This is a genomic window from Saccharopolyspora sp. CA-218241, assembly GCF_050954615.1.
GTDB classification, from domain to species: domain Bacteria; phylum Actinomycetota; class Actinomycetes; order Mycobacteriales; family Pseudonocardiaceae; genus Saccharopolyspora; species Saccharopolyspora cebuensis.
Window position 1 is genome coordinate 2,185,500 of record NZ_CP191860.1, and the last position, 23,790, is coordinate 2,209,289.

General features: G+C 72.8%; 18 protein-coding genes and 1 pseudogene. 14 read left to right on the forward strand and 5 right to left on the reverse strand.

Features of this window, described 5'->3' with window-relative positions; translation table 11 throughout:
- Window positions 1-3 precede the first annotated feature (3 nt).
- From ACQP0T_RS10700 to ACQP0T_RS10710, 3 genes are read right to left on the reverse strand one after another with little or no spacing between them, the layout of a single operon-like run.
- Window positions 4-1,386 (reverse strand): metallopeptidase TldD-related protein, encoded by a 1,383-nt coding sequence (locus ACQP0T_RS10700; RefSeq protein ID WP_433872605.1) that lies wholly within the window; start codon window positions 1,384-1,386, stop codon window positions 4-6.
- Window positions 1,383-2,132 (reverse strand): TldD/PmbA family protein, encoded by a 750-nt coding sequence (locus ACQP0T_RS10705; protein ID WP_433873671.1) that lies wholly within the window; start codon window positions 2,130-2,132, stop codon window positions 1,383-1,385. Before ACQP0T_RS10705 ends, ACQP0T_RS10700 begins: the two co-directional genes overlap by 4 nt.
- Window positions 2,129-2,875, reverse strand: coding sequence for a PmbA/TldA family metallopeptidase (locus tag ACQP0T_RS10710; protein WP_433872607.1), 747 nt, complete (start codon window positions 2,873-2,875; stop codon window positions 2,129-2,131). The genes ACQP0T_RS10705 and ACQP0T_RS10710 overlap by 4 nt, the downstream gene beginning before the upstream one ends.
- Before the next feature lie 348 nt (window positions 2,876-3,223).
- Between ACQP0T_RS10710 and ACQP0T_RS10715 the strand changes: the two genes are divergently transcribed.
- The gene (locus ACQP0T_RS10715) at window positions 3,224-4,510 is read left to right on the forward strand and encodes an aminotransferase class V-fold PLP-dependent enzyme (RefSeq protein WP_433872609.1); all 1,287 of its coding nucleotides are present in this window, start codon (window positions 3,224-3,226) and stop codon (window positions 4,508-4,510) included.
- 29 nt (window positions 4,511-4,539) lie between these two features.
- Here ACQP0T_RS10715 and add read toward each other — a convergent pair whose 3' ends face one another.
- On the reverse strand, window positions 4,540-5,592 hold the full coding sequence (gene add, locus ACQP0T_RS10720; RefSeq protein ID WP_433872611.1) for an adenosine deaminase: 1,053 nt from the start codon (window positions 5,590-5,592) through the stop codon (window positions 4,540-4,542).
- Window positions 5,593-5,835: 243 nt separating this feature from the next.
- Here add and ACQP0T_RS10725 point away from each other — a divergent pair, with 243 nt between their 5' ends.
- The 11 genes and pseudogenes from ACQP0T_RS10725 (at window position 5,836) to ACQP0T_RS10775 (ending at window position 20,596) form a co-directional block, all read left to right on the forward strand.
- Entirely contained in the window at window positions 5,836-6,690 is an 855-nt protein-coding gene (locus ACQP0T_RS10725; RefSeq protein WP_433872612.1) for a class I SAM-dependent methyltransferase, read from the forward strand.
- Window positions 6,687-7,835 (forward strand): trans-sulfuration enzyme family protein, encoded by a 1,149-nt coding sequence (locus ACQP0T_RS10730; RefSeq protein ID WP_433872614.1) that lies wholly within the window; start codon window positions 6,687-6,689, stop codon window positions 7,833-7,835. Before ACQP0T_RS10725 ends, ACQP0T_RS10730 begins: the two co-directional genes overlap by 4 nt.
- A gap of 333 nt (window positions 7,836-8,168) precedes the next feature.
- Entirely contained in the window at window positions 8,169-9,260 is a 1,092-nt protein-coding gene (locus ACQP0T_RS10735; RefSeq protein WP_433873672.1) for a DUF1702 family protein, read from the forward strand.
- A gap of 94 nt (window positions 9,261-9,354) precedes the next feature.
- Window positions 9,355-10,086 (forward strand): FG-GAP repeat domain-containing protein, encoded by a 732-nt coding sequence (locus ACQP0T_RS10740; RefSeq protein ID WP_433872616.1) that lies wholly within the window; start codon window positions 9,355-9,357, stop codon window positions 10,084-10,086.
- Window positions 10,083-11,180, forward strand: coding sequence for an ASPIC/UnbV domain-containing protein (locus ACQP0T_RS10745; protein ID WP_433872618.1), 1,098 nt, complete (start codon window positions 10,083-10,085; stop codon window positions 11,178-11,180). Before ACQP0T_RS10740 ends, ACQP0T_RS10745 begins: the two co-directional genes overlap by 4 nt.
- Window positions 11,177-12,154 (forward strand): enediyne biosynthesis protein UnbU, encoded by a 978-nt coding sequence (locus tag ACQP0T_RS10750; RefSeq protein ID WP_433872620.1) that lies wholly within the window; start codon window positions 11,177-11,179, stop codon window positions 12,152-12,154. The genes ACQP0T_RS10745 and ACQP0T_RS10750 overlap by 4 nt, the downstream gene beginning before the upstream one ends.
- A gap of 26 nt (window positions 12,155-12,180) precedes the next feature.
- A pseudogene (locus ACQP0T_RS10755) lies at window positions 12,181-15,063 on the forward strand (beta-ketoacyl synthase N-terminal-like domain-containing protein); the annotation flags it as partial.
- Window positions 15,064-15,220: 157 nt separating this feature from the next.
- Complete coding sequence (locus tag ACQP0T_RS10760) at window positions 15,221-17,764, forward strand: SDR family NAD(P)-dependent oxidoreductase (protein ID WP_433872622.1); 2,544 nt, start codon at window positions 15,221-15,223, stop codon at window positions 17,762-17,764.
- A 1-nt stretch (window position 17,765) separates the two neighbouring features.
- Window positions 17,766-18,176, forward strand: coding sequence for an acyl-CoA thioesterase (locus ACQP0T_RS10765; RefSeq protein WP_345363468.1), 411 nt, complete (start codon window positions 17,766-17,768; stop codon window positions 18,174-18,176).
- Window positions 18,177-18,258: 82 nt separating this feature from the next.
- Window positions 18,259-18,909 carry a winged helix-turn-helix transcriptional regulator gene (locus tag ACQP0T_RS10770; RefSeq protein ID WP_433872624.1) on the forward strand — a complete coding sequence of 217 codons (651 nt, stop codon included), beginning with the start codon at window positions 18,259-18,261 and terminating at the stop codon, window positions 18,907-18,909.
- Window positions 18,910-19,120: 211 nt separating this feature from the next.
- Window positions 19,121-20,596: an MFS transporter gene (locus tag ACQP0T_RS10775; RefSeq protein ID WP_433872625.1), complete on the forward strand. Its 1,476-nt coding sequence runs from the start codon at window positions 19,121-19,123 to the stop codon at window positions 20,594-20,596.
- Window positions 20,597-20,687: 91 nt separating this feature from the next.
- Here ACQP0T_RS10775 and ACQP0T_RS10780 read toward each other — a convergent pair whose 3' ends face one another.
- Entirely contained in the window at window positions 20,688-21,302 is a 615-nt protein-coding gene (locus tag ACQP0T_RS10780) for a TetR/AcrR family transcriptional regulator (protein WP_433872626.1), read from the reverse strand.
- 485 nt (window positions 21,303-21,787) lie between these two features.
- Between ACQP0T_RS10780 and ACQP0T_RS10785 the strand changes: the two genes are divergently transcribed.
- On the forward strand, window positions 21,788-22,771 hold the full coding sequence (locus ACQP0T_RS10785) for a phosphotriesterase (RefSeq protein WP_433872628.1): 984 nt from the start codon (window positions 21,788-21,790) through the stop codon (window positions 22,769-22,771).
- 37 nt (window positions 22,772-22,808) lie between these two features.
- Entirely contained in the window at window positions 22,809-23,762 is a 954-nt protein-coding gene (locus tag ACQP0T_RS10790; RefSeq protein ID WP_433872630.1) for a phosphotriesterase family protein, read from the forward strand.
- Window positions 23,763-23,790: the final 28 nt, after the last annotated feature.

Consider the following 23,790-nt stretch of genomic DNA (forward strand, 5'->3'; position numbering starts at 1 on the left):
CGGTCAGGACAGGCCGCTGACCGAGGACATCGTGAAGTCCTCGACGCGCAGCGGCGGTGCGGCGGTGGGGAGCTGGACCGTGCTGGGTTCCCGGACGAGGGCCGGCCCGGTGGGGCCCGAGCCGGTGATCCGGGGGAGCAGTCCCACGGGGCTCTCGTTGAAGCGGAAGTTGTTCGTGGCTCCGACGATCTCCCCGCGTTCGACGAGGTGGACGCCGTCGCGGGTCAACCCGGTGAGCAGCAGGCTTCGCGGATCCAGATCGCGCAGGTACCAGAGGCAGGAGATCAGCAGGCCGCGCTCGACACCGGCGACCAGCTCGGTCAGCGACCCCGCGGTCTCCGGCGCGTGCACCAGCAGGTTGCCGATCTCCGGGGTGACCGGCAGGCCGGTGCGCTCGGCGGAGTCGCGGGTCTGCACCAGCGAGCCGAGCACCCCGTCGTCCAGCCAGCGGGTGCGGGCCAGCGGCAGGCCGTTGTCGAAGACCGAGGCCGCGCCGCTCGACGCGCGGGCGACGAAGAACGGCGCGCATTCCATTCCGGGCGCCGCCGGGTCGCTCGCGATGGTCAGCGGGAAGCCGGTCAGCCGTTCCCCCGCGGCGGTGCCGCCGGAGCGGCTGAACACCGAATGGCCGCCCAGCGCTCCGTCCGCACCCGCCGCCGAGTAGAGGTGCTGCATCAGCTCGGCCACCGCCGACGGTTCCAGGACCACCGGGTACCGGCCCGGCGGCAGCTCGACGCGACGGGCCGACCAGCCCAGCCTGGTGTCCAGGTCGGCGTCCACCGCCGCGGTGTCGAGACCGGTGAAGTCGACCGCATTCGCGCCGTGCCAGGCCGATGCCGACCGGTCCGCGTTCTTGACCGTCTTCTCCAGCAGCGCGCCGAGCTGGTCGTGGCGGGAACGCACGCCCGTCGAGGTGCCGAGGTAGCAGCTCGCCGCGCGGTGCTCGGCGTAGCCGTACTGGTGGAGCCGACGCGCTCGGGCACGGGCCAGCGATTCGGCGAGGTCGGCGGCGACCGGGTGGAGGACCTGCGGTGGTGGTTGCGCGGAGGGCGCGTCCCAGTCCCCGAGGCAGGGCGAAGCGGGCAGCGGGTGCGCGGTCCCGGTGGCCGGGCCGGAACGTGCGGCCGCTTCCGCCTGCCGCACCACGTCCTCGATCGTCGCGCGGTCCAGCGGGCCGTGGCGCGCCACCGATCCGACGGCGGCCCCGTCGGTGCGCTCGTTCAGGGCGATGACGGTGAGCCGCCGGGACCGGTCCGCGCCGACGGCGGTGATCGCGTTCTCGGCCCAGCGCAGGTGGTGGGTGTGGACCTCGTCCACGATGGCGACGCAGCCCGACGTGGACGAGGTCGCGAGCGCGCGTTCGACGATCTGCTGCGGAGCGGTCATGCGAGCGCCTCCGAGATGCCGAGCACGGGGACCGAGCGGAACAACGCCGACGGGCTGCCGTGGCTGGCGGCGGCGGACTGCACCGGGCGGCCCTTCCCGCAGAGGTCGGCGCCGAACAGGGCGAACGTGCTCGGCCCGCCCACGGCCTCCAGCGAGCGCCAGAAGTCGAGGGTGCTGGACTGGTAGGCGAGGTCGCGGACCTGACCCACCAGCGAGCCCCGGCGGATCCTGAAGTACCGCTGCGCGGAGAACTGGAAGTTCTCCCGCCGGGTGTCGATCGACCAGCTCCCGGACCCGACCACGTAGAGGCCGTCGTCGACCGCGCTGATCAAGTCCTCGGTGGCGGGACCGCCCTGGCCCGGGACCAGGGACACGTTGGGCATCCGCTGGAGCGCCACGTGGTGCGCGGATTGGGCGTAGGCGCAGCCGTTGGACCGCGGCATGGCGAGTGCGCCCGCCGTGCCCCGGTCCACCTGGTAGCCGACGTGTACGCCCTCGCGGACCAGCTCCCACGACTGGGCCGCCACCCCCTCGTCGTCGAAACCCGTGGTGGCCAGCCCGTGCGGGGTGGTGCGATCGGCCGCCACGTTCATCGCCGGGGATCCGTAGCGCAGCGTGCCCAGGCCGCCGGTGGTGGCGAAGGTGGTTCCCGCGTAGGACGCTTCGTGCCCCAGGGCCCGGTCCAGTTCGGTGGCGTGCCCGATGGACTCGTGGATGGTGAGCCACAGGTTCGAGGGTTCGATCACCAGGTCGTAGCGTCCTTCGGGGATCGTGTCGGCGTGCAGGCCCTCGTCCAGCAGCTCCGGGAGCGCGTCGATCTCGCCTTCCCAGTCCCAGCCGGCCCCGCCGAGGTATTCCCAGCCGCGCGCCACCGGGGGCCGAGTGTGCGGAGGCTGTGCGTCGCGTCGTCGGTCGCGCCCAGTGCGACGAGCTGCGGGTGGACCCGCACCGTCTGCTGCGTGGTGCGGCTGCCCGCGAGATCGGCGTAGAACTTGTTCTCCTGGACCGCGGTGAACTTGGCCAGCACCTGCGCCACCGGAGCGGCGGCGAGCAGCCGGGAGCTCCACCCCGCCATCAGCTCCAGCCGCTCAGCTTCGGGGACGTCGAAGGGGTTGACTTCGTAGTCGGAGATCCACGTCGACTCGTGGGCGGGCTCGGCGGCGAACGCCACCGGCTCCGAACCGGTGTCCCGCATGAGCCGGGCGAGCGCCACGGCCCGTTCGCTCGCGCGCGCGGCGGCCGTGGGGCTCAGCTCGACGTCGGCGGCGAAGCCGCGGTGCCCCCCGTGCACGACGCTGACCGAGAGGCCGAGTCCGGTGGTGTCCTGGCTGCCCCGCAACCGTCCGTCGCGTTGCAGGTGCTGGGCGTGCCGGCTGCGCTGCAACCGGAACGCGGCGTGCCGCACGCCGAGTTCGCGAGCGCGTCCGAGCGCGGCATCGGCGAGCGAGTCCAGCGGGAGGGCGGAGAATGCGGGGTCGATGACCGGCATCGGGCTTGCTCCGTGGTCGGTCCGGCGACCCGGCGGTGGCCCGGGTCGTGCGCGCACCACCGCTGGTCGATCGTCGATGATGAAGATTACTTGACATTGAAATATCGAACAAGAGTTGCCGGTCGATCCGCAAGAGGCGTACCCGGTCGATAGCGCGCCCGTCGATGCTGTTCGAGGTGCTGAACCGGCGTTGGTGCTCGCCCGCACCTTGTGGTGGTCGATTCATCAAAAGTATGTTTGTTCGGGTGTTGTCGGAGCGGACGTGCCCTGCCGACGGACGTCGGGGGCTGGAGCGCCGTTCCGCCGCGCGGTAGCCGACCCGGTCGTACGACTTGTGGGGAGTTCGCGATGCTCGACGCGCTGACGGTGGAGAAGCACGGTGCCGAAACCCCGGTGTCCATTCGGGAGGACTTCCCGATCCTGTCCGGCACCGGGGCCGCGGCGGGTGCGGTCTACCTGGACAACGCGGCCACCACGCACAAGCCGACGCCCGTGCTCGACGCGATCGTCGACTACTACACCACCGCCAACAGCAACGTCGGCCGCGGCTACCACCGGCTGGCCTTCGCCGCGACCGACCGCTTCGACCAGGCCCGCCGCACCGTCGCGTCCGCGATCGGTGCCGGCTCCCCCGACGAGGTTGTCTTCACCGGCGGCACGACGGATGGGGTGAACCTGGTGGCGGCGACCGCCGGAGCGGAACTGGTCGGCCCCGGTGATCAGGTCCTGATCACCGGAATGGAGCACAACTCCAACCTCCTGCCGTGGCGCCGGCTCTGCGAGGAGCGCGGTGCGGAACTGGTGGTCGTTCCCGTCGGGCCGGACGGTGCCACGTCGCTGGAGGCGTTCGACGCGGCGCTCGGCGACCGGGTCCGGATCGCCGCGATCAGCCACGTCTCCAACGTGCTCGGCACGGTGAATCCGGTCCGGGAGATGACCGCGCTGGCCCGGCGCCGCGGCGCCGTCGTGGTCGTCGACGGCGCGCAGGCGGTGGCGCACCGCCCGGTCGACGTGGCCGGGATCGGCGCCGACTTCTACTGCTTCTCGGCGCACAAGATGTACGGGCCGCAGGGCGTGGGGGTCCTGCACGGTCGGTCCGAGCGCCTCGCGGACCTGCCGCCGTACCGGGTCGGCGGCGGAACGGTCAAGGGCGTCCGGTTCGACGAGCCGGTCTCCTACGTGCCCACTCCGGCCCGGCTGGAGGCGGGGACCCCGGACGTGGCGGGCGCGGTCGGGCTCGCCGCGGCCTTCGACTACCTCCGGCGCCTCGGGTTCGAGCAGGTGCGCAGGCACGATGCGGAGCTCGTCCGGTACGCGGTGTCGGCGTTGGGGGAGATCGGCGGTGTGCGCGTGGTCGGTGCGCCGGAACGGGATCCCAGCGGGATCGTGTCCTTCGTGGTGGACGGGATCCACCCCTACGACGTGGGCGGCTACCTCGACCAGCACGGGATCGCGGTGCGCTGCGGCGTGCACTGCGCGAGCACGTTCCTCGACGCCCTCGGGCTCCTCGGCACCGTCCGCTTGTCCTTCGGCGTCTACAACACCACCGAGGAGGTCGACGAGGTGTGCCGGGCGCTGCGCTCGGTCCGGCCGGGGACGTGGACCGCCGAGCACCCGAACGCGCGCTTCCTCTGAGGCCTCCGCGCCCGCGGAAGGCGGTCGGCCTACCAGACGTCGTCGCCGGCTCCCGCTCGGAACGCGTCGAGTTCGGCGAGCAGCCCGCGACGCCGGGACTCGCCGCAGAACGCCGCGCGCATCCCCGTCTCGGCGAGGTCGAGCAGGTCTTCGGCGGACATGCCCAGCTCCTCGTGGCAGAGCCGGTATTCGCCGGTCAACGTGGTGCCGAACATGGCCGGGTCGTCGGTGCCGAGCGTGACCGGGACCCCGGCGGCGCGGAGCAGGGGCAGCGGGTGCTCCGCAGCCTCGGCCACAGCCCGGGTCCGCAGGTTCGAGGTCGGGCACACTTCCAGCGTGATGCCGCGCTCGCCGAGCTCGGCCACCAGGGCGGCGTCGTCGACCGCGCGGATGCCGTGCCCGATCCGTTCGGCGCCGAGTTCGCGGACGGCGTCCCGGACCTCCTCGGCCGTGGTCGTTTCGCCGGCGTGCGGGACGCTGTGCAACCCGTGCGCGACGGCCCGCCGGAACACCGCGCGGAAATCGCGGCGGGGGATGCCGGACTCCGGGCCGCCGAGGCCGAACCCGACCGTCCCGTCGGGTTGGTGCCGCAGCACCCAGTCGAGGGCGGCCGCTGCTCCTTCGCGGCCGTCGTCGCCGGAGGTGTCCACGATCCAGTTCAGCTCGACGCCGGTGCGGTGGGCCACCGCGGTGCGTCCCGCCTCGAGCGCTTCCGCGAGGTCGCCGGGGGCGATCCCGGTGCGCAGGTGCGACACCGGCGTCACGGTGACCTCGGCGTAGCGGACCGACTCCCGCGCCAGCTCTTCGCCGAGCCCGAGGACGAGGGCGAGCACGTCCTCGCCGGTGGTGACGAGGCGGTTCACGGCGGTGTAGACCTCGACGAAGTACGCGAACGAGGTGAACTCGAAATACCGGCGGAGCGCTTCGGGGTCGGCGGGCACTCCGCGTTCCGGGTGCCGCCGGGCGAGCGCGGCCACGGCGTGCACCGAGGCGGCGCCCAGCAGGTGCACGTGCAGGTCGACCTTGGGCAGGTTCGCGATGAACGTGCTGATGTCCTCGCTCGCGGTGGGCTCGCCCGGCACGGTGGTCCTCCCTGTGCTGGTTCTCGAGGTGGCGACTCGGTTGGCCGGTCGAGGCGTTCGCGTGCGCAGCGGTGCCTCGCCCCCCGGGTCGTTCCCTGCACTCTTGTGACGGTAGCTATACAAACGTATATTCAACTAGGGACTTCCGGTTCGTCTGCCCGGCGGCGTCCTGCGCGGGGCGTCGCCCATTGCGGAATCGCTCCGACGATTCCTGCGAACCCCGAACGAGCGCGAGGTGCACTGGTGAGCAGCGAAGGCGATGTGGCGGCGCAGCAGCGGGACGTCTGGAACGCGGTGAGCGCCGGATGGGCGAACCGCGGGCGGGACTTCGAGCGCGGCGCGGCGGTGGTCACCGAACGGTTGCTGCGCTCCGCTCCGGTCCGCACCGGTCAGCGGATCCTCGACGTCGGTTCCGGCATCGGGGAGCCCGCGATCTCGGCGGCCGAGGTCGTGGGCCCGACCGGATCGGTGCTCGGCATCGATCTCGCGGAGAAGATGGTCGAACTCGCGCGGGAGCACGCCGGGGGTCGCGCTGGGCTGGCCTTCGAGGTCGGTGACGTGCTCGCGATGGACTTGCCCGCCGGAACCTTCGACGTCGTGCTGAGCCGGTGGGGACTGATGTTCGCGGCCGACCGGGTGGCGGCACTGCGGGCGATCCGCCGAGTGCTCGTCCCCGGCGGTGTGCTCTCCGCCGCGGTGTGGGGCCCGCCGCCGGCCGTGCCGATGATCGGGCTCGGGTTCCGGGTGATCTCCGGCGTGCTCGGACTCGCCCCGCCGCCTCCGGGCGGGCCCGGTCCGTTCACCATGTCGGAACCGGGCCTGCTGGAGCGGGAGGTGGCCGAGGCGGGTTTCGCGCACGTCGAGGTGGAGGCGTTGACCGTGCCGTTCGTGCTCGACTCGGCGGCGCACTTCGCCGCCTACACCAAGGACGTGCTCCCGCCCGGCATGCGCAACGCGGTCCGCGAACGGTGCGGCACGCTGGACGCGCCGGAGGTGTGGGACGCGGTCGCCGAATCCGCCGCCGAGCACACCGCCCCGGACGGCACGGTGCGGTTGCCGTCGACGTCCTTGTGCGTGCGCGCGGAGGCACCGGCGTGACGGGACCGCCGGCGTCGAGGCGGTTCGGCACCCGCGCCGTCCACGCCGGAGGGGACATCACGCCGGGTACCGGGGACGTGACGCCGCCGGTGCACCTGACCTCGACGTTCGACCGGCGCGCCCAGGAGGACCCGCGGTACTTCTACTCCCGGGGTGAGAACCCGACCACCGAGGCCGTGGAGGCGGCGATCGCGCAGCTGGAGGGCGCCCGTTCCGCCGTCGCGTTCTCCTCCGGGCAGGCTGCCGGGATGGCCGCCTTGTCGCTCGTGCCGCCGGACGGCCGGGTCGTCGCCTCGGATGACGTCTACGGCGGAACGCATTCCCTGTTCCGCCTGTTCGGCCGGTACGGCGTGGAGGTCGTCCGCGCCGATCTCAGCGATCCCGCGACCGCCCGCGAGGTGCTGGCCCGCCCGGCCGACCTGGTGTGGCTGGAGACGCCCACCAACCCGCTGCTCAAGATCACCGACATCGCGGCGGTCGCGGAGCGGGCGCACGCCGGGGGAGCGCGGGTGCTCGTCGACAACACCCTAGTCGGTCCTTCGGTGCAGCAGCCGCTGCATCACGGCGCCGATCTCGTGCTGCACAGCACCACCAAGGTCATCTCGGGGCACCTCGACGTGCTCGGCGGCGCGCTGGTCACCGAGGACGAATCGGTGCTCGACGCCTTGCGCCAGTACCGGACCACCGCGGGCAACGTGCCCGGAGCGTGGGATTCGTTCCTGGTCCACCGCGGACTGCGCACCTTGGAGGTGCGGGCGGAGCGGCAAGCGGCCAACGCGCGTGCGATGGCGGAGGCGTTGCGCGCCCGCCCGGAGGTGGAGCGCGTGCGGTACCCCGACCCCGCCGACGCGGCACCGGGGTCGCCGCTGCGCAGGCAGATGAGCAGCGGCGGCGGTGTGGTGACGTTCGAGCACCGAGGGGATACCGCGGTGCTGCTCGAACGCGTCGAACTCTTCGCGTGCGCGGTCAGCCTCGGCGGCGTCCGCTCCCTGATCGAATGTCCTGCGTGGATGTCCCACCGGCCTGCTCCGCGCGCGGCGCTGGCGGAACTGGGCATCACCGAGCGGATGGTGCGCCTGTCCGCGGGCATCGAAGACCCGGCCGATCTCGTGGCGGACCTGGTGGCCGCTCTCCGAGGTGACTGAACGTCCTTTTCGCGGAAACGTGCACTCCGCCTCGCGGAGGCGCGGTGGTATCTGGCGTCGCTTCCGTTCACACTGATGGCGGGTTGTCCTGGAGCGGTCGATGCGGGGCGTGTGCAATTGGTCCGGCCATCGTGGAGAAATGTGGAATCCGCGGCAGTCGGGAGTTAGTGTCCGAGTGGCTTCGATCGCGGCTCCGACGTGAATTTCCTGATCCCCTTTAAGGTCTAATTTCGGCGGCCGTTCGTGCTCGTTCCCGTTGCGTACCCGTACCGGAATCGTGCCTGCCCGATCACTAGACCGAAAGGGTGGCGGAAGGTGATTCCGGCGTCCCGGATGATCTCGCAGGGGGACTTGACCCGCCCTGCCCGGATTTGGTGTTATCAGTCCGTCACGCCTGCGGTCGCGGTGTCCGTAGATTGCCGATGCAGTGCGCACCACCATTTATCAGCCGGGGGAACACAAGTATCTTGGGGGATTCGCGCAGTGCGGTCGGTGGAACGTGGTCGAGATGCTGCCGGAGTGGGTCGGATCGGTCTTCCTCTTGATCTCGCGGACTTCGAGAAGCGCCGGTTTCGCCTCGACCGCCCGGAATGGCGAGAGGTTCTCGAAGGGCATGCCGCCCACTTCTTGCACGGTTTCAACATCGCGGTCCGCCAGTGGCGGGATCCGCATTCGGCCCTCGGCGCGCTGCCGGTGGAGGAGCGCGGGTTCGCCTACGAGGGTGCGGCCATGCACGCCGCGTTGCGCGACGTCCTCACCGCCGGGCGGGCTCATGCGCGGGCCCGGCTGCTGGCCGGGCCCGGCCAGGACTACACCCACCTGATCCACGTCGGCTGCGGCTGGGCGTTGGTGCCGCTGCGGGTGCCGCTTCCGGTCCCGATCCCGCCGACGCCGCTGCTGCGCTGGTTGGCGCTGGACGGCGCGGGGTTCGCCGAGACCTACTTCGGCGGGCTGGCGGCGTTGCGGCGCCGATGCCGGGCGGGTTCGTCGCTGCGGTGGCAGTCCCGGGTGGCGGGTTGCGGGCGCGCGTTGTGGTTCGCCGAGTCCGCCGACGTCGACGGGGTCGCCGCGGTGATCGCCGAGGCGCCGGCTCCGGCGCGTCCGCACCTGTGGTCCGGCATCGGGCTCGCCTCCTGCTACGCGGGGTGCGCCGACGAGTCCGCATTGGACGGGCTGCGCGCGGCCAGCGGTCCGCACGCGGCCCACTACGGACAAGGCGCGCTGTTCGCGATCGCGGCGCGCCAGCGCTCGGGGATCGTGCCGGAGCACACCCGGCGCGCCGCCGAACACCTCTTCGGCGCCGATCCCACCGAAGCCGCCGGGTGGACGGACGAGGCCGCGGTCGGGCTCGTGTCGTCCACCGACATCGCCGCGTACGGCGAGTGGAAGGCGCGGCTGCGCCGCGTCGCCGAGCAGCGGCGCTGACCTGATCACCTCACCTCCTGCAGGAAGGATGCGTAGGATGCCCCGTGCGTTACGGAGAGCGATCCTGCCAGGAGTCGCGATCGCCCTCTGCGCAATGCTGGCCATCGCGACCGCCCGTCCCGACACCACGGCGAGCGCCGCCACCGCGAGCTCGTTCTCGTTCCGCACCGAGGCCCTCAACTCGGCGCCCGCCGACGCCCGGTACGAGCGCCCGGTGCAGCCGCAGCTCGAGCACATCCGGAGCTGGATCTCCGCGGTGGGCGCCGCCGTGGCGCTGACCGACCTGCGCGGGCTCGGGCACCAGGCCGACGTCTGCCTGGTCGACCCCCGGGACGATTCGGTGACCGTGTTCCCGGTCCGCGGCTCGGAACCGGCCTACGAGCGGTTCGAGCTGTTCCCGCGCGGACTGCGCTACGACGCGACGATGGCCCCGATGGGCTGCGTCCCCGCGGACCTCGACGAGAACGGGACCATGGATTTCCTGATCTACTACTGGGGACGCTCCCCGGTCCTGTTCCTCAACGGGACCACGCCGGGATCACCACCGCGGGCCACCGACTTCCGGCCGACCGAGCTGGTGCGCCCGATGGAGGTGTGGAACTCCACCTCGCTCAACGTGGCCGATGTGGACGGTGACGGGCACCTCGACGTGCTCGTCGGCAACTACTTCCCGGACGGCGCGAAGGTGCTCGATCCGACCGCCCACGACGACGACCGGATGGCGATGCAGGACTCGATGGGCCTGGCGCGCAACGGCGGGATCAACCGGATCTTCCTGACCCGGCCGACCGGCGCGCCGATGACCGCCCCGAGCTGGTCGACGTGAGCAATTCCGCGCCCGACCACTCGGCCCGAGCGTGGACGCTCGCGTTCGGGATGCAGGACCTCACGGGCGATCTGCTGCCGGAGATGTACGTGGCCAACGACTTCGGCCCGGACCAGCTCCTGGTGAACCACTCGACACCGGGTCGGGTCCGGTGGCGCGAGGTCAAGGGTTCCCGGGACCTGACGACGCCCCGCTCGGAAGTGCTGGGGCACGACTCGTTCAAGGGGATGGGGGTGACCTTCACCCACCCCGGCGGCCGGGGGCTGCCGCTCATCGCCGTCAGCAACATCACCACGCCGTTCGCCTTGCAGGAGAGCAACTTCGCGTTCGTGCCCACGGGGGAGGGCAGCGACCTGATGGCGGGCGAGCTGCCCTACGACGAGCGCAGCGAGGAACTGGGCATCGCGCGCAGCGGTTGGTCGTGGGACATCAAGGCCGCCGACTTCGACAACTCCGGTGTGGACGAGCTCATCCAGGCCACCGGCTTCATCAAGGGCGAGCGGGACCGGTGGCCGGAGCTCCAGGAGCTCGCGATGGGCAACGACCAGGTGCTCGAACACCCGGCGGCGTGGCCGAACTTCCAGCCGGGCGACGATCTGTCCGGGCACGAGCACAACCCGCTGTGGGCCCGCACCGGCGGTCGCTACACCGACGTGGCCCCCCGGACCGGGATCGACCAGCCGCACGTGACGCGCGGGTTCGCCGTCGGCGACGTCGACGGGGACAACCGCCTCGACGTGCTGGTCGCCAACCAGTGGGAGGACTCGGTGCTGCTGCGCAACACCGCGCAATCCCCGCCGGCGGCCGATCTGCGGCTGGTCCGCGCCGGAGCGGCCGGAGGGCTGCGGGACGCCATCGGGGCGCAGGTGGAGGTCGGTGGCGCCGCCCCACCGCAGAAGGCGCAGCTCTACCCGGCCAACGGCCACGCCGGGGTCTCGGCCAGCGAGGTGCACGTCGCGCTCCCGCAGGGCGGCCCGGCTCCGGTCACGATCACCTGGCGCGACGGTCGGGCGGTGCACACCGCGACGGTCGACGTCGAGCCGGGACACCACACGATCCTCCTCCGACCCGATGGAACGGCGGTGCCGCGGTGACCAGCACGAGGGAGCACGAGACCGGACTGGCCCCGATCCCCACCGGTGCGGCGCCACCGCCGCCCGAGGTCAAGGCCCCGGTGGACAAGCGGGTCACGGCGCTGCGCCGATTCGCCCTGTCGATCACCGCGTTCAACGTCGTCGGACACCTGTTCCTCGGCTTCGAGCAGTCCCCGCTCACCCCGCTGGCGGCGCTGGTGGCCAGCTACGCCACCGCGCTGCTGTTCGAGTGGCTCGACTGCTGGGCGCGCGGCACGCGACCGGAGTACCTCGGCGGCGCGGGCAACCTGGTGACCTTCCTGCTGCCGCCGCACATCACCGCGCTGGCCTGCGCCATGCTGCTCTACGGCAACACCTCGCTGTGGCCCTACCTGTTCGCGGTGGTGGTCGCCAACTCCAGCAAGTACCTGGTGCGCGCGCGGATCCGGGGGCGGCTGCGGCACCTGCTCAACCCGTCGAACTGCGGCATCGCGGTGACCCTGGTGCTGTTCCCGTGGGTGGGCATCGCGCCGCCGTACCACTTCACCAACGCGGTGCCCGCGGTCGTCGACTGGCTGGTCCCGCTGGGCATCCTGATGCTCGGCACGATGCTCAACCTCCGCCTGACCGGCAAGACGCCCCTCATCCTCGGGTGGTTCGGCGGGTTCGTGCTGCAAGCGGTGCTGCGCTGGCTGCTGTTCGACCACTCCCTGCTCGCGACGCTGACCCCGTTGACCGGGGTGGCGTTCATCCTGTTCACCAACTACATGATCACCGACCCCGGCACCACCCCGGTCCTCCCGCGCAACCAGGTGATCTTCGGCCTGACGACCGCGTTCGTCTACGGCGCGCTGGTCGTCTCCGGCGTCGCCTTCGGGCTGTTCTTCGCGCTGGTGATCGCCTGCCTGCTGCGGGCCGGGGTGCTGCTCGTCGCCCCGGTGGTGGGCGCGCGGTGGCGGCCGGCCGGAGCCGTCGGTGCGGGAGGTGGCAGATGACCGCCGCGCGGATCGCCATCGTCGGGATGGCGTGCCGGTACCCGGATGCGAACTCCCCGGCGGAGCTCTGGCAGAACGTGCTGGCCGGTCGGCGGGCGTTCCGCCGGATCCCGCCCGAGCGCCTCGGGACGGCCTACCGAGGTGAGCCGGACGACCCGGACCGGACCTACGTCGACCGGGCGGCGGTGCTGCGGGACTGGGAGTTCGACCGGTCCGGGTTCGGGGTGCCGGGACCGCTGTTCCGCGCCACCGACCTCACCCACTGGCTCGCGCTGGAGACCGCGGCGGCGGCGCTGGCCGACGCCGGGCGCCCCGGCGGCGAGGGCCTCGACCGGGACGCCACCGGCGTGGTGCTCGGCAACTCGCTGACCGGGGAGTTCAGCCGGGCGGCGACGTTGCGGCTGCGCTGGCCCTTCGTTGCCGACGCGGCGGCCACCGCGCTGCACGCGGGCGGTGTCGCGGACCCGCAGGCCGCCGAGGTGCTGGGACACCTGGAGCGGCTGGTCAAGGAGCCCTTCGAGGTGCCGGGCGACGAGTCGCTGGCCGGCGCGCTGGCCAACACCATCGCCGGCCGCATCTGCAACCACTTCGACCTCCACGGCACCGGGTACACGGTGGACGGTGCGTGCTCGTCGAGCCTGCTGGCCGTCATGACCGCGTGCAACGCGCTGGCCGCCGGGGAATGCGACTTCATGCTCGCCGGGGGCGTGGACCTGTCCCTGGACCCGTTCGAGCTCGTCGGCTTCGCCCGGCTCGGCGCGCTCGCCGCGGACGAGATGCGCGTCTACGACCGCGACCCGACCGGGTTCCTGCCCGGCGAGGGCTGCGGGGTGGTGGCGCTGATGCGAGCCGAAGACGCGGAGCGCGCGCATCTGCGCAGCTACGGGCACCTGGTCGGCTGGGCGTCCTCATCGGACGGTTCCGGCGGGCTGACCCGCCCCGAACGCAGCGGCCAGGCCCTCGCGCTGCGGCGGGCCTACCGGATGGCCGAGCTCGACCCGGCGGCGGTCGGCCTGGTCGAGGGGCACGGCACCGGCACCGCCGTCGGTGACCGGGTCGAACTGGAGACGTTGAACTCGGTCCGCGGTGCCGGGGCGCCCGCCGCCGCGTTGGGCACCATCAAGGCCAACATCGGGCACACCAAGGCGGCGGCGGGCGTCGCCGGATTGATCAAGGCGACGCTCGCCTTGCACCACCGGGTGCTGCCACCGACGACCGGCTGCGAGCGGCCCCACGAGCTGTTCGCCGACGCGCCGCTGCGGGTGCTGCCGGAGGCGGAGGTGTGGACGGACCGGACGCCGCGCGCGGCGGTGTCGTCGATGGGCTTCGGCGGCATCAACGTGCATCTCGTCGTCGAAGGACGGACCTCGGCAGCCGCGCCGCGCAAGATGCCGCCCGCGATGGCCAGGTGGGCGCGCCGCACCGGTCGGCACGAGATCGTGGTCGCCGAGGCCAACGACGTCGCGGCGCTGCGCGGCAGGCTGGAGCGGCTGGCCGGGCTGGCCGAGCGGCTGGGCGAGGCGGAGGTCCGGGACGTCGCGGCGACCGCGTGGGGCGAGCGCAGCGGTACCGCCCGGTTCCGGGCCGCGCTCGTCGCCCGCACCCCGGACGAACTCGCCGCCGCGGCGGCGGAAGCGGCGGCGGCCACCGCCGACTGGACCGGCGGGGTCCGCGGCGACGCGCGCCGCGGGTTCGCGCTCGGGGCCGAACCGGCGCGCGTCGGGCTGCTGCTGCCGGGCCAAGCCGCGCCGGTGCGCACCGAACTCGCCGCCTGGGCCCGGGACCTGGACGTGCCCGACCTGCCCACCGAGCTCGTCGGCCGGGACGCCGAGGTCGACACGCTGGTGGCCCAACCCGCGGTGCTGCGGCAATCGCTGGCCGGGATGGCGTGGCTGCACCGGATCGGTGTGGAAGCGGTGGCCGCCACCGGGCACAGCCTCGGCGAGATCGCGGCACTGCACTGGGCCGGGGCGTGCGACGCCGCCGAAGCGCTGGAACTGGGCCGGGTGCGCGGCCGGATCATGGCCGAGCACGGGCGTGCCGGGACCGCGATGATCGCTGTCGGCGCCGCGCCGGAGCAGGTGGACGAGCTGATCGCGGGCACCTCGGCGGTGGTGGCCGGGTACAACGCGCCGGAACGGGTGATCGTCTCGGGCACCCTCGCCGACGTCGAGGTGGTGCTGGGCCGGGCCCGGGACGCCGCGGTGCCCGCGAGCCACTTGCCCGTCTCGCACGCCTTCCACAGCCCCGCGATGATCCAGGCCCGGCAACCCTTGCGGGAGGCGCTGGCGACCACCGGGCTCGGCGCGCTGGAACGCCCGGTGCTGTCCACGATCACCGGGGAGCAGCTCCCGCCGACCGAGGACCTGCGCGAGCTGCTGGTCGAGCAGCTCACCGCGCCGGTGCGCTTCACCGAGGCGCTCGCGGCCCTGGCCAAGCAGTGCGACGTGCTCGTCGAGGCCGGCCCTGGCACGATCCTGGCGGGGTTGGCGTCGGCCAACAGCTGCCCGGTTCCGGTGGTCGCGATGGACTGCGCCGGTGATCCGCGCTCCCACGCCTTCGCCACGGCGGTGCTGGCGGCGGGCGCGGAGGCCGACCTCGATCCGTGGTTCGCCGATCGCCCGTTCCGGCCCCTGGTGATCGATGCCGAACCGCGCTTCCTCGCCAACCCCGTCGAGCTGCGGTCCGGGTGGTCGCGCGCTCCCGAGCTCCCGCGCGAGGGCCTCGGCAGCGCACCCGCGCCGGTGGAGGTCGGCGCGGCCGATCCGCTCGTGGCGCTGACCCGCCACCTGTCCACCACCCTGGAGCTGCCGGAAGCCTCGATCGCCCCGTCGAGTTCGCTGCTCGGCGACCTGCACCTCAATTCGTTGCAGGTCGTCCAGGCGGTCAACGCCGTGGCCAAGGCACTGGGCAAGCAGGTGCCCGCCGCGCCGCTGTCGCTCAGCGACGCCGACGTGGCCGACGTGGCCCACGTCCTGCGGGAGCTGCCCGCGCAGGACGCCGCGGTGGCGGCTCCCCCGATTCGGTGGCCGGGGTGCGGGGGTGGGTGCGGACCTTCGAATCCGCGTGGGAACCCTTCGCGGCCGTCCGGGGGACGAGGTCGCCTGGGAGGTGCTGGCCCCGGACGGGCACTGGCTGCACGAGATCGCCGCCTCCGAGGGGGAGCCGCGCGGGCTCGCCATCGCGCTCGTCGCCGAGCACGGTCCCGACCACGTCGCCGACCTGCTGGCCCGCTTGGGCCGCGCGGCGCCGGCGGAGCTGCTGGTCGTGCACGCCGGACACCCCGCGGCGGCGGGGCTGGCCCGCAGCGCCGCGGTCGAGCTCGACCGGTGCCGGGTCGTCGTCGTCGAGGTCCCGGAGCAGGACCACCGCTTCGACCCCGCCGACGTCGCCGATCCGGCGGGAGACCGGTACCTCGACGTCGCGCTGACCGCCGACGGTGCGCTGCACCGCCGCGTCGAACGCGCCCGCACCCCGGGCGAGGGCGCCGAGATCCCGCTGGGCCGCGGCGAGGTGTGCCTGGTGACCGGCGGCGTGCACGGGATCAGCGCCTACGCGGCGGCGGCGCTGGCCGAGCGGACCGGGTGCTCGCTGGTCTTCCTCGGCCGCACCCGCGCCGATGCCCCGGAGGTGCGCACCGCGGTGCGCGAACTGTCCGGTCGCGCGGACGTGCACTACCTCGCCTGCGACGTCGGCGACGAGTCGGCGGTGCACCGGGTGGTGGCGCGGGTGCGGGAGATCGGGGATGTGCGCGGGTTGCTGCACGGAGCCGGGGTGAACGAGCCGACGTTGCTCGGTGGCGTCACCCGCGACTCGTTCGCGCGCACCCTGCGTCCCAAGGTGCGCGGACTGCGGGTGCTGCTCGACGCGGTCGGTGCCGACCTGCGGCTGGTGCTCGGCTTCGGTTCGATCATCGGCAGGCAGGGGCTGAGCGGGCAGGCGGAGTACTGCGTGGCCAACGACTGGATGCGGGTCGAGCTGGAGCGCTGGGCGCACCACGGCTGCCGCACCCACGTCCTGGAGTGGTCGCTGTGGTCGGGCATCGGGATGGGCGTGCGGCTCGACGTGGTGGATTCGTTGCGCCGCCGGGGCGTCGAACCGATCGGGCCGCGCGACGGCGTCGCCGCGATGCTGGACGTGCTGGCCGATCCGGAGGCCCCGGTCTCGGTACTGGTCACTTCGCGATTCCCCACCACCCCCACGCTGTCCATCACCGGCGGTCCGCCGCGCTGGCTCCGGTTCGCCGAGGAGCCCCGCGTGCTGGTGCCGGGCGTCGAAGCCGTGGTGGAGGCTGAGCTGTCGCTGGGATCGGACCCCTACCTCGACGATCACCGGATCGAGGGCAGCCCGGTGCTGCCCGCCGTGGTCGGCATGGAGGCGATGGCCCAGGCCGCGGCGACCGCCGGCGCGGCCCACGAGCGCTGGGCGCTGACCGACCTGGAGTTCCGCACGCCCGTGGTGGTGGAGCAGAACCGGTCCCGGCGGCTGCGGCTCGCCGCGCTCGTCGACGGCGGTGCGGCGGAGGTCGCGCTGCGCGACGACACCGACGACTTCGGCACCGATCGGTTCACCGGCCGGGTGGTGGCCGCCGCCACGCCCCCGGGGCCGCGCGACGAAGCCGAGGTCGCGGTATCGGCCGATGACGCGCCGACCTCGCACTACGGGAACACGCTGTTCCACCGGGGCCGGTTCCGCCGGGTGCTGCGCTACGACCAGCTCTCCGCGTTCCGGGTGCGGGCCTGGATCCGCGCCGATCCCCGGGCGCGCTGGTTCTCCGACTTCCACAGCGGGGACCTGCTGCTGGGCGATCCGGGTGCGCACGACGCCGCGCTGCACGCCCTGCTGGCCTGCGTGCCGCACCGCCGGGCGCTGCCGGTGGGAGCGGACCGGGTGGACGTGTGGTGCCGACCGGACGGGCTGCTGCGGGTGCTGGCCGAGGAGATCGCGCACGGCCCCGACGACTACGTCTTCGACGTCGACCTGGTCGGGATCGACGGCACCCCGGTCGCGCGGTGGTCCGGGCTGCGACTGCGCGCGGTGGGACCGCTGGAGCTCCCGGACGGACCCGCCGCGGACCTGGTCGGGCCGTGGCTGTCCCGCCGGATGATCGAATGCGGGTTGCCCGCGGTCGAGCTGATGACCGCACCGGGCACGCGCCGGGCGGGCACCGCGGCCGCGCTCGCGGCGCGGGCCACCGGGGACGAGGTGTGGCACGACCCGGCGGGGGCGCTGCGCACCGAGCGGTGCCACCTCAGCGCCAGCTACCGGGGCGACGAGGTGCTGCTGGCGATGGCGCCGATGCCGGTCGGTGCGGACTGGACGGCGGTGCCGGCGGGAGGCTGCGCGGACGTGCTCGACGGTCCCGACCGGCGCACGGCGGGAGAGCTCGCCGACGCGCTGGGTGGGGCCCCGGAAGCGGCGGGCGCCCGGGTGTGGTCGGCGCGGGAGGCGGTGACCAAGCTCGGGATCACGGCCGCGCGACCGTTGCGCGTCGATGAGGTCGCCGCCGACGGGCTCGCACTGCTGAGCGCGGGGGACGTCCGGATCGCCACCGCCGCCCACGGCGGCGTTCCCGCCGTCACCGCGATCGCCGTACCGGTGGAGGGCTGAGATGCGTTCGTTCCGGTACAGCCACGTCGTGACCCTCGACGAGACCAACCTGGTGGGCAACGTCTACTTCGCGCACTACTTGCGCTGGCAGGGACATTGCCGGGAGCACTTCCTCGGCGAGCACGCCCCGGGAGTGCTCGCCGAGCTGACCGCCGGGGAGCTCGCGCTGGTCACGGTGTCCTGCTCGATGGACTACTACGCGGAGGCGTTCGCGCTGGAACGGCTCGACGTGGACATGAGCCTGCGGGCGACCGCGCGCAACCGGGTGGAGATGGACTTCGCCTTCCGGCGCGCGGAGGACTTGATCGCCCGGGGCGCGCAGGTGGTGGCCTGCATGCGCCGCGACGGCGGCGGGATGCGCCCGACGCCGGTGCCACCGGAGCTGGCCAGGGCGCTGCGGGAGTTCTCCTGACCCGGGTGATCACGTGGCCGCGAGCACGAAGGGGAGTGATACTATAGCTGACGATAGTGAGTGGGAGTAGAAGGCGGCTGCGATGACCGGCAAGCGCGATTACGGCCAGTTCTGCGGGCTCGCGGCCGGCCTGAACGTCGTCGGGGAGCGGTGGACGCTGCTGATCCTCCGCGAACTGATGATCGGGCCGGCGCGGTTCAACGAGCTGATCGACAACCTGCCCGGGATCGGTCCCAACCTGCTCGCCGACCGGCTCCGGACGCTGGCCGACCAGGGCGTCATCGAGCAGACCGCGGTGGCAGGCGACGGGCGCGGCAAGCTCTACCGGCTCACCGAGCTCGGCTGGGGTCTGCGCGCCCCGATCCTGGCGCTGGCCAGGTGGGGCCTGCAGTTCCTCGCCGAGGACGATGCGACCGGTGCCGTCCGTGCCGAGTGGGGCTTCCTCGCCGTGCAGGCCATGATCGCCGACGACCGGATCCCGGAAGCCGACGAGGTCTACGAGTTCCGCGTGGGCGATCAGGTCTTCGCCGTCCACGTCGAGGGCGGCTCGGTGTCGTTCAGCCGGGGACCGGCTGACAGCCCCGACCTGGTGGTGACCTCCGATCCGGACACCTTCGTGCGCATCGGCGCGCGGATGCTCGCCCCGTTCGACGCCGTCGTCGCCGGTGACATCAAGATCGAAGGCGAGCCCGAGGTCATGCACCGCTGCACCGGGATGCTCGGCCTGAGCTGACCGCCCCGCTCCTCGTCCTCCTGCCCCGCTGCGGCGCCGGGCGGCCTGTCGCGGCCCCGGTGCACCGCTGAACGGCACCGTCGCACCCCGTCCCGGAGTTCCGGCCGGTGGAGCGTGGCTGCGTCCCGGACCCGTCGTCCGCGGGACCCCGCTGCCCGCACCGGTTCGGTGAGCACCCGGGGATGTCACGACCAGCATCGAGGAGCACACCGTGGCCCTGCTCGTCCGACCGACCACGCCCGGGAACTGGCTCGTCCTCGCCGGCACCGCGATCGTCCTGCTCTCGTCGGCCATCTGTTTCGTCAACGCCTTCACCATGGGCCACGCGATGTCCGGCGGGCACGCCGTGCGCTCCGCCGCCTCCGACCCGCTGCACGGCATGCCGCTGTCGCAGATGCCCGAGATGTACGTCGCCGGAATCGGCCTGCTGCTGGTCGTCGCCGGCGCCGCGATGCCCCGCGCGGCCAGACCGGCCCCGCGGGCCGAACACGTGCGCGGGCGGGGCGTGGTCGCGGTGATCGGCACGCTCGCGCTCACCATCGACATCAGCAAGACCTCGACGCTCGGGTTCGTCATCCCCGGGATGCGGGCCGAGTACGGACTCGATGCCAGGACGGCCTCGCTGCTGGCGGTGTTCGGGCTGGCGGGCACCGCCACCGGGGCCGTGCTGTTCGGGGTGTTCGCCGATCGGTTCGGCCGCCGGAGTTCCTACCTGCTGGCGACGCTCGGCTTCACCGCGACGAGCATGTGCGGCACCATGCCGACCTTCGGGGGCAACCTCGTGATGTGCCTGCTGATGGGCGTGGCGGTCGGCGGGCTCGCGCCGCTGCTGATCACGCTGCTCACCGACGTCATCGGCGGGCCGTCCCGGGGTTCTGTGGTGGTCGCCCTGTCCGTCGTGGCCACGGCGGTGGGTTACCTGGTCGCGGCGGGCACGGCGCTGTGGCTGGAACCGGTCTTCGGCTGGCGGGTGCTCTGGCTGATCGGCGCGCCGACCGGCCTGGTCCTGGTGCTGCTGACGCCGTGGGTGCCGAACTGGACCGCCGAGCGCGCTGCACCGGCACCGTCGACCCCGGTGCAGGTGCGCGCCTTCAGCGGCGGAGTGCAGCGCGCCTACGCCCTGCTGATCGGTCTGCTGACCTTCGGCCTCACCACCTGGGTCCCGAGCCTGGCCCGGGTCAGCGGGGTGCCGGTGGCCACGGCCAACCTGCTGCTGACCGTCGCTTCCCTGATCATGGTGCCGTGCGCGGTGCTCATGATGTTCGGCTACCGCCGCTTCGGTCCCACCCGGATCGCGGTGGGCATGGCGGTGACCACGGCCGCGGTGCTGCTGGGCCTGACGCTCTCCGGGGCGGTGTCCGCGGTGAGCTGGGTCGGTGCGCTCGCCCTGGTCGCGGCGCTGTTCGCGGTGAACACGATGGCCGCGGTGTTCCTGCCGATCGCAGCCGACCTCGCCGCGGCTTCGAGCCGGGGGCGCACGACCGGGACCGTGTCGCTGTTCAACCGGATCGGTGGGCTCTGCGGACCGCTGCTGCTCGCGGGCCTGGTCTCGTCGACCGCCGACGTGCTCGTCGCCGTCGCGGTGCTGGCCCTGCTGTGCGCCCTCGCGGCCTGGCACATCGGGCGCCGGCATCGCATGGCCCGGGTGGAGGCGGCTTCCTCGGCGACGACCATCCCCGCGCCCTGAGACCGCGTACCGCTTCCCCGCGGCCTGAGGGCCGCACCCGGGCGGCGGTGCGGACGTCGCACTGCGGTTCCCGGACCGGGATCCTTCCGGTTCAGGGCCGTCCGATCAGGCCGGCCCAGCTCTCCGCGAGGACGTCCAGCATCTCCTCCTGCTCGACACCCCAGTGGCCCGGCGTCCAGTGGCGCGCGACGTGGTCGAGCTCCGTGATGGCGAGCACGCTGCGGAAATGCCGGGTGCTCGCGGGGAAGCGGTCGGCGCGGTCGAGCCCGGCCTTGATGTCGGCCGTGGCCTCGTCCAGCCACGTGTCCAGCGACGTGCGGATCTCCGGATCGACGGCCGCGGCTTCGAAGGCGGATGTGGTGTAGGGGCGGATCGAGTCCCATCGCCGCGCGGACGACTCGAGCCAGGTGCGGAGCTGCTCCCGCGAGCCGTCCTCGACCACGGCGACCAGCGCGCTCTCGGTCGTGCCGTGCTCCGTGGAGGAGACCCGGTGCAGGGCGGCGTTCAGCCGCTCCGAGATGAGCGCCTTCATCAGGTCGGCCTTCGAGGGGAAGTACGCGTAGAAGGTCACCCGCGTCGTGCCCGCGGTCGACGCGATGTCGTCGACCGTGGTGGCCGTGTAGCCCTTCGACGCGAACAGGTTCAACCCGGCGTCCAGCAGGAGCTGTCGTGTCATCTCCTTCTGCGCCTCGCGGAGCCTCGCCATACCGCCAGGGTAGAGCACGGCGGCTGCGCCGTGCACCGGTCCACCATGCTCGATGCCAATGATCTTTACAGATCATAAATGTATTGAACGCATGCGGGGCTCGTGTCGTCGGTCGAGCGATCGGGGCCGTCGGCGCAGGTGCAGGATTCCGGTGTGGCGGACGTCTCGTGGAGCCCTGCGGCGGGTCGTCCCAGGAGTGGCGTGCCGGTGCGGCGATGCCCATGACCAGTGCTGATGCCCTCCGTGTTGAGCGGAGGCGGCGGTGTGGATCCCCGGCTGATCCGGGGTGCTCGTGTGCGCATCGGGTTTCATTTACGCATAAACCACTCACTTGACACGACGTAAAGTCGGTTGTCACCATCGACCTCGTACGTGACCGCAACCACTCGCCGACCGCCTCGGCCCGACGGCAGCACGGGGCAGCAAGGCCCGCCGCGGAGCACATCGAGGTGAGCCGCCGCGTCGGCATCGGAAAGGAACTGCCAGTGACAGGCGCGCAGACCGCCGGCACCGTCAACACGGTGCTCGGCCCCGTTCCGGCGGACGACCTGGGTGTCGTCGCGGTCCACGAAACCCTGCTGTCGGTGGTCCCGGGCGCGGAGCACGCGTTCGACATCACCGTGGACCGCGCGGAGATCTTCGAGGTCCTGGCGGCGAAGCTGACGGCCTTCCGCGACCAGGGCGGGGGGACGGTCGTCGACAGCACGGGCATGTTCCACGGCCGCGACCTGCCGCTGTACGAGGCGCTCTCGCGTGCGACCGGGGTGCACCTCGTCGCGTCGACGGGCATGGGCCCGGAGGAGCTGCTCGGCGGCTACTTCCTGACGCCGCAGACCAATCCGCCGACGCCGTGGCCCGCCGAGAAGTTCGCCGACCTGTTCACCGCGGAGATCACCGAAGGCATGGTGGTCCCGCGCCTGGAGCGGCGCGGCGCCGCGGGGCTCGTGGCCACCGCGGCCGACCGCGGCGGCATGACCGCCACCGAGGAGAGCCTCTTCCGCGGCGCGGCCCGGGCCGCGCGGAGCACCGGCGTCCCGCTCTCCATCCGGTACGGCGGCGACGCGCTCGCGGACCTCGACGTGGTCCTCGGCGAAGGACTGCCCGCCGATCGCGTCGTCGTCGGCGGGCTCGACCACAAGGACGCGGTCGCCGCGGGCGCGCCCCTGGAGATCGCCCGCCGCGGGGCCTTCGTCGCGCTGGACCACGTGGGGCGCAACGACGACGACGCACACGTCACCGACCGCGAGCGCGCCGCCTTGGTGCTCGACCTCGTCCGGGCGGGCCACGCGCACCGGATCCTGCTGTCGAGCAACGCGATCGGCGTCGCGAAGGGCCTTCCCGCCTACGACCTGCCGTACGGCCACGTCTGCTCGACGTTCGTCCCGCTGGCGGAGTCCGCGGGGCTCAGCGGCGAGGACGGCAGGCGAATCCTGGTCGACAACCCGCGCGACCTGCTGTCGGTGCGCTGACCCGTCGATCGTCGAACTCCTTCCGGAGGTGAGTGTTGTGTCGCGAGTGAACACCGTCCTGGGGCCCGTCCCGGCAGCGGAGCTGGGGTTCGTGGCCGTCCACGAGCACGTCGGCTACGGCATGCCCGGCTCGGAACTGGACCCGCAGTGGTGGAAGACCCCCGAGCAGCGGTACGCCGAGACCGTTCCGAAGCTGCGCCGGTTCCGCGAGCACGGCGGCGGGACCTTCGTCGACGTCACCGGCATCTGCAACGGCCGCGACGTCGACTACTACAAGTCCCTGTCCGCGAAGACCGGCGTCCACATCGTCGCCTGCACCGGCTTCGTCGGCGGCGACACCGCGCTGCCGCACTTCGCCCGGGCGAGCGTGGACTACCTGAATCGGCAGTTCGTCCACGAGATCACGGTCGGCATCGGGGGCACCGGCAGCCGCGCCGGGGTCATCAAGGTCGGGGTGAGCCGCGGTGGCCGGATGACCGAGCTGGACAAGCGCATCTACCGCGCCGCCGCCCGCGCCGCCGTGACGACCGGGGTGCCGATCCTGACCCACCTGGCCATCGACCCCGAACCGGCGGTCGCCATCTTCGAGGAGGAAGGGCTCCCGCTGCACCGCGTCCTGTTCGGGCACGCCGACGACGGCCCGAACGCGCCGAACACCCCGCACGAGTGGATCTTCGAGCGGGGCGGTCGGATCGGCTTCGACACCTTCGGCTACGAGACCGAGCTGGCGGACCCGCCGTTCTGGGCCCGGCCCCGGCGCGAGCGCCTGGAGCACTTCCTCGGCCTGGTCCGCCAGGGGTACCTCGACCAGCTGCTGGCCTCCGCCGACGCCAACTGCAGCCCGCTGGGCTGGCCCGGCGTGCGGGGCCACACGGTGAACTACCTCTTCGAAGACCTCATCCCGGATCTGCGCGACGCCGGAGTCGACCAGGCCACCATCACGAAGCTCTTCGTCGACAACCCCGCCGATTTCCTGACCATCCGCAGCTGAACGTCGCGCGCGGAGCGCGAACACCGGC